Below are 9,701 nucleotides of genomic sequence, written 5' to 3'. Positions count from 1 at the left end.
GTTTCGAATTCATATGAGCCTGCCACAGATCGCGACTTTCCCACGTTTCATAGAAAAAGAAGTGTGCGGGATTGTCGTTGTCTTCGTGGAAGTCATAGCGAACACAGCCCTCCTCCGCCCGCGTGGGTGCAACAACCTTTTGCAGCTCCGCTTTCACGAGATCGATTTGATCAGGCTTCGCCGTGATGTTGGCAGTGATGGTCAACTGAGACATGAAAAGACTCCTTGGTGTTGCGAGATGGAAACAGCCGAGATACGAACCCTCGCGATGGCGTTCGTCAACGGGTCGCGGCAAATCGCCAATCGCAACGGTATGCCGTGTTTCGGTTTGCAAAACACTGGACACACTGAGATACTAGGAGTACCTCAACCAAAGACAAGTACGCACATAAAAGGCAGGTAGGCACATTTTGGATACCAACGATACCGATTCGCTCAAACCCGCACGGCACGTCAATTACGACCTACCCGCGTGCCCCGTCGAAGCCACCTTGGAACTGATCGGCGCCAAATGGAAAGGCATCATCCTGTTCTACTTGCTCGACGGACGCGTGCGGTTCAGCGAACTCAAACGCAAAGTCGGATGCGTAACGCAGCGCATGCTGACCAAACAACTCCGCGACCTGGAAGCCGGCGGACTGGTCAACCGAATCGTCTACGCCGAGGTCCCGCCAAAGGTCGAATACGAACTAACCGAGGCAGGAAGATCACTTGAGCCGATTCTGCACGCCCTCAAAGATTGGGGCGAAACCCACGCGATGAAACTGATCACCGAAAGAATCGCAAGGGAAGAGAGCGAAGCGGCCAGCTAACAACCGGCTCAACATACTATTTCGGAAACGTCGGAATAGGTTCGGGCGAGTAGCCTTCTTTCTTGGCCTTCGCTGGAATTGAATCGAGAAAGAACTGATCACGGAGTTTGTGATAGCCTTTGTAGTTGTTCAGCCGGCTGGCAACGTTCGCCTCGTTCCATTCCAGCCAGGCGTTGCGGAGTTGCTCGGCGATTTCTGGCTCTTCCTTCACGCGGTCATTCTGTTCCGACACATCCGTCGCGAGGTGAAACAGCTCGGGTGATCGGTTCGGACGATCGAGCACATGCTTGTTCCGCTTGTCGTCCAAAATCGACCACCGAACGCCACTCTCTCGCCAATACAGATAGCGACTTTTGGGTCCGGCTTCCGGTTGCTTCACAATCGGAACCAAGTTCACACCTTCTAGTTTTCGCGGCAACTCTTCACTACCGGTCGCCAACGCAACGGCGGTCGCGGCGATGTCCAGCGAAATGACCGGCCGATCACAGACCGCTCCATGTGGGAAATGATTGGGCCACGATGCCACAAACGGAACGTGGACGCCACCGTCATAGAGGTTTCCCTTCCCACCGCGGAACTCTCCATTGGATGAGCCGTTCCAACTGCTCGGCTTGTTCGGGCTCGCCTGGGGGCCGCCATTGTCGCTGAGGAAAAACACGAGCGTGTTGTCACGAACATCGTTCCGCTGGAGCGATTCCATGATCATTCCAATCCCGGCATCCATCGCGTCGACCATCGCCGCATAGCGTCGCCGCTTTGTATCCTCGATGTGCGAATACTTCTGCAGCAGCTCGTCGGGTGCCTGTAACGGAGCATGCGGGGCGTTATAGGCGACGTACAAAAAGAACGGCTTCTCTGCATTGCGGTCGACAAAATCCGCCGCGTCGCGACTGAGCGCCGTCGTCAGATATCCGTCGAACACAGCCGGCAGACCGTTTCGTTCGAGCGCTTCGGTATAGCCCTCTTTGACGGGCTGCCGCAGGTCGATGCGAAAGTAGTCGTGCCCACCACCCAAGAAACCGTAGAAGTAATCGAAACCTCTCTTGTTCGGATGAAATGGGGCCGCGGCACCGAGGTGCCATTTTCCGACCATCCCCGTCCGATACCCGGCACGCCGCAAACGTTCCGGAAACAACGTTTCATTGACGTCGATTCCCATGTAGGGATTCGACGGATCATACGCGGGGTTGGTTTCAAAACCGAATCGGTGTTGATACCTGCCCGCTAGCAACCCGGCTCGGCTCGGCCCGCAATACGGATGTGTGACATAACCGCTCGTGAAGGTGACGCCTGAAGCGGCGAGCGCATTCAAGTGTGGCGTTTCGATGTCAGTCGACCCGGTAAAACCGGTGTCCGCGAAGCCCATATCGTCCGCCAAAATGACGACGATATTGGGCCGCTCGCCAGTGGCATGCCTACCAGAGCCAATCGGCTGTTGTGCAACCGCGACCAAGCAAACCGACAGAGCCAACAACAACGAAGCAACGGGACGTACCATCCAACCCAACCACACTAAAAGAGAATCGAATGCGAAACCAACAGGATGCCGCTCCCTCAAAGCACAACCGAGACGAACCGTCCGCGACCGCTCATCTCGATAATGTGAATTGGGAGTCAGCAACGCAAACGCGTCAACCGTCTACTCAGCACTGACGGCTTCGAAGATTGCGATTTGGCCGTCGTTCCGTTTGCCCTTCTTGTTCTCGCCACCATTTGGCCAGGACAACGCGATGCCAAACAGTTTGCCGTCACGTTCCACGGCACAGAAACCGTGCATGTGGTGCATGTACTGCAAACCATCGAACTCGGCAGGAACCAATCGTCCGACTGGCTTGCCTCCTGCCACGATCAAAACCGGAGCCACACCGTTGCTGTCGGCGAGCGGGTTGAGCAACGGCAGGTACATTTCGTCGCCGTGCAAGGAAAGGTTGCATGGGTTCGAACGTGGCGGCAGTTGGATGAACTTCTCTTCCGTGGCACCTGGCATTTGAATCATCTCGCCGCTGGCGGTGAAACCATAGATGCGTCCGTGTGCCCGCGACGCCACCTCGACGACTTCATCGCCGTCGATCGTGCCGACTTCGACACCGTGAGCGGTCGCGAAAGGTCCGCCTTGGCTGGTCTTGCCGCCCCACGCCGCGCCCGTCCACTGCCATGTTCCGTCGACATTCTTCGCGGTCAACGCGTAGTCACCGGGTGCATATCCCGTCACAACAATCAGCGACTGTGCCTCGGGTGCGTAGACGACATCGCACGGCGCGAACCGACCGCCGTCGGTGTAGTATTTGTTGATCGTTTCATCATCAAACTCGCCACCCTTGGGTGACTTCAGAACGGCGACGATTTCGCCACGTTTTGAGATCACAACCTCGCCCGTGTTTGTCGATGCGAACGCCCAGTAGGACTCATCGTCAACCACGAAACAATCGGCCCCGTGCGAGTTCATTCCGGATGCGAATTTGGGATCCTGGTCTTCGACCAAGTTCCACTCCTTCATCTCCGCATCCAACGCGACCAAACCGAAACGACTGACCACGGTGACGATTTCATTGGTCTTCAGGTCTTGATCGGCGTTGTTATGCAATCCGCCCTTCGCGGCCGCCATCATTTTGTCCGACTGTTTTCCGAGATCGGCGCGATGTTCCCATCGGTACGTTTTGTCACCGATCTGAAACGTGCTCGACGTGGTTGCTTCGGCTTCCGCGGTCGCGGTCAACTGTGTCGCCGAGTGATCGTGGCCTTCGTGAGCGTTCGACACGCTAGCGAACGAACTGGCGATCAGCCCAGCGAAAGCTACTCGGGCAATCTTCTTCGGGGCAAAGGAAATAACGGGCGTAAAACGCATAGAGGGGCTCATGTTTTGAGAGGATGCGAGGTGGGTGGGAAGATTCCGTTGCCAAACGATCGTTCATTAGACTCGATCACGTTCGACACGTTTTGCGTCGACGTCGCGCAGGCCGAACACGCATGTCGCGTCCTTTCAGACGCCTCTGGCGTGTCTCAGCCATCGCTTCGATCGTTCGAAGGAACGCCGCCGACGGGGTAGAATCCTCGTAGCGGAACACCGGCGTGTCAAATCTATACAGGAAAAGCGTTCCTGCACGGAACCTACCGGTTGAGTGGCGGAGGTTATACCGCACCGCAAAACGTGCCGACATCCCCAGCACGTTGATCACCCGCGAGCCGCTTTTCGCAGCCAATCGCCCTGCTATTTCAACGGCGTTAAGACGACAGCGTGGCCGCCGTTGGCAGCCATTTCAGCCGTCAGAATCGTATTCCGCGAAACAGTCCGAGACGAATTGCTCACTTTTGTTTTGTTCGTGCCATCGGGATGTCCATCCGCGTGAATCGACACGGTGTATTGCGTACCCGACTCCAAAAACGACAACGGGATCTCCAACGATCGCTGCTCGCCCGCATTCATGCTGCCGACAAACCATCGATCTCCGTCACGCCGAGCGATCGTGACATACTTTCCGATTTCGCCGTGAAGAACATGGGTTTCATCCCACTTCGTCGGCACCTGCTTGAACACGTCGAGTTCTCGTTCGCCGCGATACTGAGCGGGCTTGTCGTACCAAAAAATCAACTGGAGCGGGCTAAAGTACACAATCGAAGCGGCCAATTGATGAGCGCGCGTTGTCTTCAAACGTCCCGAGTAATAGCAAACCGTATAGTCCGCCGGACCGCAAAGGTAACGAGTGAACGGCAAAATCACATTCTCCTCCGCCGTCGGCATTGTCTCGTTCCCTTTGATGCCTTCCTGAGTCAACAGGTTCGGATACGTGCGACTCCATCCGGTCGGTCGATAGTCGTCATGAACATCGACCACCAATTGATACTCGGCACACTTCGCGATCGCATCGTGCAACCAATTGGTCCACTTCTGTTCGCCGACGTTGACAAACCCGAACTTAATCCCCGCGACGCCCCACTTCTTGTAGAGCGGTAGGAGAACATCGAGTTGCTGTTCCAAGGCTCGGTGATTGACGTACAGAATCACACCGATCTGACGCGTCTTGGCGTACGCGATGACTTCGTGCAAATCGAACGGTCCCGACTTGCGGTTCGGATCCACCGTTACAGTCGTCGCGTCCGAGGCGTTGTCCCGCTCGGGTCCATACCAACCTGCGTCAATCAACAGGTAACGAGCATTCATCTCGACGGCCCAATCGATCGTTGCCTTGCAACGCGCCGTGTTCAACTCGCTGCGGATCGCCTTTCCAGGAACAATCCATGATGTATCCGCAATCGCACAGGGTTCGTTCAGGTTGAGAACGAGATCATTGTTCTCGAGCAACTGCCCCGGCGAATCGGCGATCATCACGTATCGCCACGGCGTTGAAAACGAAGCGGTTGCCGACACCTCACCGGCGAGATCGGGGATCAGAGTGTTCTTATCTTTCGGTGAAGTCTGAAACCGCATTCGCGAGTAGTCGACCATCCGGGCTTCGCCGAGGGCGACGTAAGGTCCATCTTCCATTTCGACAACAAGAGGCCGCTCGGCACCGCGTCCGACTTTTGAAATCGGCACACGGAAGTACAACCCTTGTGCGTCCTTCGTGTCCCAGCAGAAGTAGTCTTCCTTAAACCGAAATTCGGTTTGTTCATCGGAGATCACAAACTCCGACAGATGCTCTTGCTCAGGCACCGTGTACGAAACAGCAAAGCCCTCGTTGTATGCCCGCAGATGCACGTCGAGGCGTCCCGCGTCGTCTCCGGACTGCTTCAGCCCGACGATCATTTCGTTGTAATGATCGTGAATCGTACTACGCTCACCCGCCAGAGGCTGCCAAGTCGACGTGTGCGACCGTGCGGACTTACTCTCGATGACAAAACCGCGATCCAAATCGCGATGATCTTTTAATGTTAGACCGAGATTGGAACGCACGATGACGTCCCGTTCTTGATACTGAACCTGGTACTGCGGTTCGCCCTGATCCGACAGCAAAAACTGCGCAGTAATGCGTCCATCCGGCGACGCGAGCTCAACGGGCTCTGCGATCGCCGATGCGTTGGTCGCCACCAAGAGAACCGTAACCGAAAACAAACAACCAAACATGCGGGGAAAAATCATGCTACTCATCAAGCAAAAGAAAAACAAAATGTAAACCAAAAAGAAAGAACGTCCGTTTCTCACCGAGGCATTGCAGTCACGCGTAGCGTATCCGGCGTACCACTATCGTCCGTGTCAACGAACTCAAAAGACCAGACCTCCTGATCCACCGTCGGGGCGAAGACCAACCCGTTGTCAAACAGTTGTCCCTCCCATTTCATGACATCCCAATGCCCCGACACAGGTTCATTCAGGAAGTCAACATGCAAAACCGCACCGCGTTGGAAGATCACGTCACCACCACCGTCGCTGCCGACTTCTTCGATCCAGATCGGTGTGACTCCGTTTGCGCCGACGCGAATGTCGAGAGTACTGCCCTCGTGCTGCAGCCATCGTCCGTCGCGGTCTTCATTGGATCCGATTGCAATCTGTTCGGCTCGGTCGCCGACGACTCGGAACGTGCCGACTCCGTCCTGGTTGCCGAGCATCACCCCACACCGGGTCTCGAACGCACCTCCACTCACCTCAAATGTGCCTGTTCCTTTATTGACGCCAACTTCCAGACTCCACCCGCTTCCTAGTGTCGTTCGAGAAACGATCAACGTCCCCCCGATCAATCGGTACACCCCCGAGGATTCGGAATCCAATCCGATCTGCAACGCATTGAAGCGCGCCGAGCCCGAAGTTTGTTCGAGGGCACCGTCCCCACCGCCAACGCCCACGCGGGAGATATAGTTGGAGTCGTGATCGGCAATCAGGGTACCGCCGGCAATCTCGAGTTCCGTCCTGCTGCCCGCGAGCGTACCCACTTGGACGCCCGCAAAGTTATCGGTGGTGTTCTCGTCGTAGACGGCTCGTTTCAATCCTCGCGAACTGATGACCAGGTTATCCCCGGTAGTGGGCGCGTCCCGCACCGCCCAGTTGTCCGCATCGAAGAACCTGGTTCGTTCGTCGACGGGTTGCCAGTACGATCGGTCGAGACGATGAAACGCCATCATTTCGGTCGAACTCATATCGCGACTTAACACAATGAGTTCATCAAACCTCCCGCAGATGTTTCCCGGCGGCATGTTGGGTTCGATCACCGTGGCACTCGCGTTTCCGATCTGCATGTCTCTTAGCGACAGCATGGCGGATTCGCCGGCGTCCGCGGTCGCGATGTGGTCCCGCGTGACGAGTTCCCCGTTGACATACTGACTCAACGTCTTGCCGACTCCGTCCCACACAAACCCGAGTTGGATCCAGTTCCCAAGTTGTTCGCGGCGAAGAACCGGTGCTGAAACGCGAAAACGTGAACCGCCTGATGCTTTCGACACTGCATCCCGGAAAGGGTGCGACCCTGTCCACTGCAAATCCGCAGTCCGATCTTCTTGCTTCGGTGGCGTAACCAACCACTGCCAATGCCCGGCCTTGCGTCCTCGTGAGACCAACAGCGGGTTGGCGACACTGTTGATTGCGTCAATACGGACGGTCAGTATGCAGGACAACGACTCGTATTCACCGGGCACCGAAAACAAGATGCGGTCGGATACGTTCTTGAATCCTAAAGCACGCTTGCCGTGCCAACGCCCCTCCGTCCAATCGCAACCGACGATAATGCCATCAGACCCCGCGATGGGATTGGGAGCGCGGTTTACCAAGACAATGTCGTCGCTTTTACCTTGCCCGTTCGTTTGTTGGTTCGACGACTCGGGGACGAAATCGTAATAGACCAAGCAATCAGGATTGTTCATGATCGCCGCACGACGTCGGTTCCAACGTTGCCGCGACAACAACGCCGCTAGTCTCGCCTTCGAGTTCGCCGAGGCTGGTGTGGAGAATGCGGCGGCACTCGATTGAATGTCGCGGTACTCTCCCGTCATCGCCACCTCGACCGCCTGCCCCTCTCGCAATTCCCGAACCGGCGTGTTCGTGGTGGGCGAAACCAATTCGACCATCCCCTCAATCACATGGACCTCTGCCTCATCATCGTCTGCGACATGGAGGGCAAACGCGGTCCCGCGGTCGATCACGTTGACAGTCGGCGTATGAACGAGAAAACCATGTGCGGAAGGCGGAACGTTCACCGCGATTCGCCCACGATCACATCGGACTTCCATGTCACTGATGACATGCAGTTCTCCGGGACCTTCCACGACAACCACCGCACCACGATTGGTCTGCAACTCGATCAATCCGCTGTCCAAACTCAGTCGTCCAGGCGACAAGGGCTCGCCAACTCTCGGAGCCTGTCCGGTGCCGCTCCATTGCACATCGATCGCTTTGCGTAGGGTGGCCACCCAGTGCAACGGTGTCGGCTGCACCGGTCCACGCGGATTGTTTTCCTCCGCAGGATCTTCCGGTGATATCGCGGGCTCGACGTTTGTAGCGATCTGCGGAGCGGCAAACCATTTGCTGGACCACGCCGACACGCCGATCATCAACAACAGCGCGGCGGCTATCGCAACGCAGGCCACCGCCTTTTCTCGCGTCATCCAAACTGACTCTGACCGCTGAAAGGCATCACCGCTCGAAACCTCGCTGGCGTCTTCAACTGATTCATTGAAACACCACTGCGTCCCCCACTGTTCCTGTCCATGACGCCGCAACGTCGCGTTCAACCGGGCACGCTGCCAGAACCGCACACGTGCTTCTTCGGATGTCCGGATGATCTCGTCGAGTTCGCGGTTGGTTTCGTCCGTGAGACCTTGGTCGAAGTACAGATCCAACAGGTCTTCGAGTCGTTTGTTAGTCTTCAATTGACACCTCCGCTGGCATTCAATTGTGAGCTAATGCATTTTTCCAATAGGTTCCGCGCTCGCGACAAAGCGACGTAGACCGAAGAAGCGGTCCAGCCAAGGATCCGTGCGATCTCTGCGGGACTGTGAGCCCGCGAATAGCGAAGTTCAATCGCACGTCGAGCACGCGGTGCGAGCTTGGGCAGACATTCACTCAGCGCCAACAACGCGTCGTCGAGATGCTCGTCGGACAACGCCATGTCCGTCGCACAAAGAGCCTCGATCGCTTCGGGTGACAGCTGCGTCGGGCTGCGAACGTCTTTCCGTCGCTCCTCGAGCAATTTGAACCGTGCGATTCGGCACGCCCACGCGACGAAATTCGTCCCCTCTTCAAAGTCTTCCGCTTTCGCGGATACCGTCATGAACGTTTCCTGCAACACGTCCTCGGCTCGCAACATGTCGGGCTGCATGCTGAGGATGAACCCACGTATACGAGGCGAATGTTTTAGGAACAACTGGCTGACCAATTGCTGCTGAGACATCGAAGAGGACGGCATGGGGACTCGCGTTTTGGCAGCGACAAACGAAATCGGCCCATACGCGGGCAGATCTAGATTGGTAATGTCTCACAGGCCCGCTTCCTTAGCAGCAAAACCGCAACACAAGTCGCATTTTTATACAAAACTCCACTCATCGAAAGCGGTTGAAAACTCGGGGTGTCCGCCCCCGGTAATCGGATTCGACCGAATGCAGGTCACCGAAAACCGGACGACATCCGAGACATCATTTTCAACGACGCAATCGTTGGTGAACGTTCGCCCGGTAGTGCACATGCAACAGATTCAAAAGCCGCGAAGACATTCGATGTACGCAACGTTCAAAGCACGAAGATCCACGAACGCCGACAACAAAGAAATATTCAGATTTCGCTGCTAAGGTCATTCTGACCCCCGTCATCTCTATGACAAGGCACCCGTTCGATCACGAAATGAATCGATGTGCCCCATTATTGCCGATCGTCCTCTTCACGATCCACAGGCACCTAGCACGTCAGCGGACTCCAGTAACCGCATCTTTGCCTGTCTCCACGAAGTCGACGCATCCTTGTTCTCAAAC

Annotated in this window: 7 protein-coding genes; 1 reads left to right on the top strand and 6 read right to left on the bottom strand. The window is 56.2% G+C overall.

The window, feature by feature from the left end; all coding sequences use genetic code 11:
- The coding region (locus RSSM_RS13760) for a putative quinol monooxygenase (protein ID WP_008679631.1) at positions 1–214 on the bottom strand (214 nt) is incomplete at its 3' end.
- Between the two features lie 196 nt (positions 215–410).
- Here RSSM_RS13760 and RSSM_RS13755 point away from each other — a divergent pair.
- On the top strand, positions 411–812 hold the full coding sequence (locus tag RSSM_RS13755; RefSeq protein WP_008679629.1) for a winged helix-turn-helix transcriptional regulator: 402 nt from the start codon (positions 411–413) through the stop codon (positions 810–812).
- A 16-nt stretch (positions 813–828) separates the two neighbouring features.
- On the opposite strand, the gene RSSM_RS13750 is transcribed toward RSSM_RS13755, so the two are convergent.
- From RSSM_RS13750 to RSSM_RS13730, 5 genes are all read right to left on the bottom strand, one after another.
- Positions 829–2,310 (bottom strand): sulfatase-like hydrolase/transferase, encoded by a 1,482-nt coding sequence (locus tag RSSM_RS13750; RefSeq protein ID WP_144059794.1) that lies wholly within the window; start codon positions 2,308–2,310, stop codon positions 829–831.
- A 141-nt stretch (positions 2,311–2,451) separates the two neighbouring features.
- Positions 2,452–3,657, bottom strand: a complete 1,206-nt coding sequence (locus RSSM_RS13745) for an NHL repeat-containing protein (protein ID WP_008679623.1) — start codon at positions 3,655–3,657, stop codon at positions 2,452–2,454.
- A gap of 363 nt (positions 3,658–4,020) precedes the next feature.
- Positions 4,021–5,889, bottom strand: coding sequence for a glycoside hydrolase family 97 protein (locus RSSM_RS13740; RefSeq protein ID WP_201767201.1), 1,869 nt, complete (start codon positions 5,887–5,889; stop codon positions 4,021–4,023).
- 59 nt (positions 5,890–5,948) lie between these two features.
- Complete coding sequence (locus RSSM_RS13735; RefSeq protein WP_008679617.1) at positions 5,949–8,606, bottom strand: FecR domain-containing protein; 2,658 nt, start codon at positions 8,604–8,606, stop codon at positions 5,949–5,951.
- Complete coding sequence (locus RSSM_RS13730; RefSeq protein ID WP_008679615.1) at positions 8,603–9,142, bottom strand: sigma-70 family RNA polymerase sigma factor; 540 nt, start codon at positions 9,140–9,142, stop codon at positions 8,603–8,605. Before RSSM_RS13730 ends, RSSM_RS13735 begins: the two co-directional genes overlap by 4 nt.
- Positions 9,143–9,701 lie beyond the last annotated feature (559 nt).

It is taken from the genome of Aporhodopirellula sallentina SM41, assembly GCF_000346505.1.
Classification (GTDB): domain Bacteria; phylum Planctomycetota; class Planctomycetia; order Pirellulales; family Pirellulaceae; genus Rhodopirellula; species Rhodopirellula sallentina.
The sequence above is the reverse complement of the archived record's forward strand: the minus strand, read 5'-3'. Positions and strand labels throughout refer to the sequence as shown.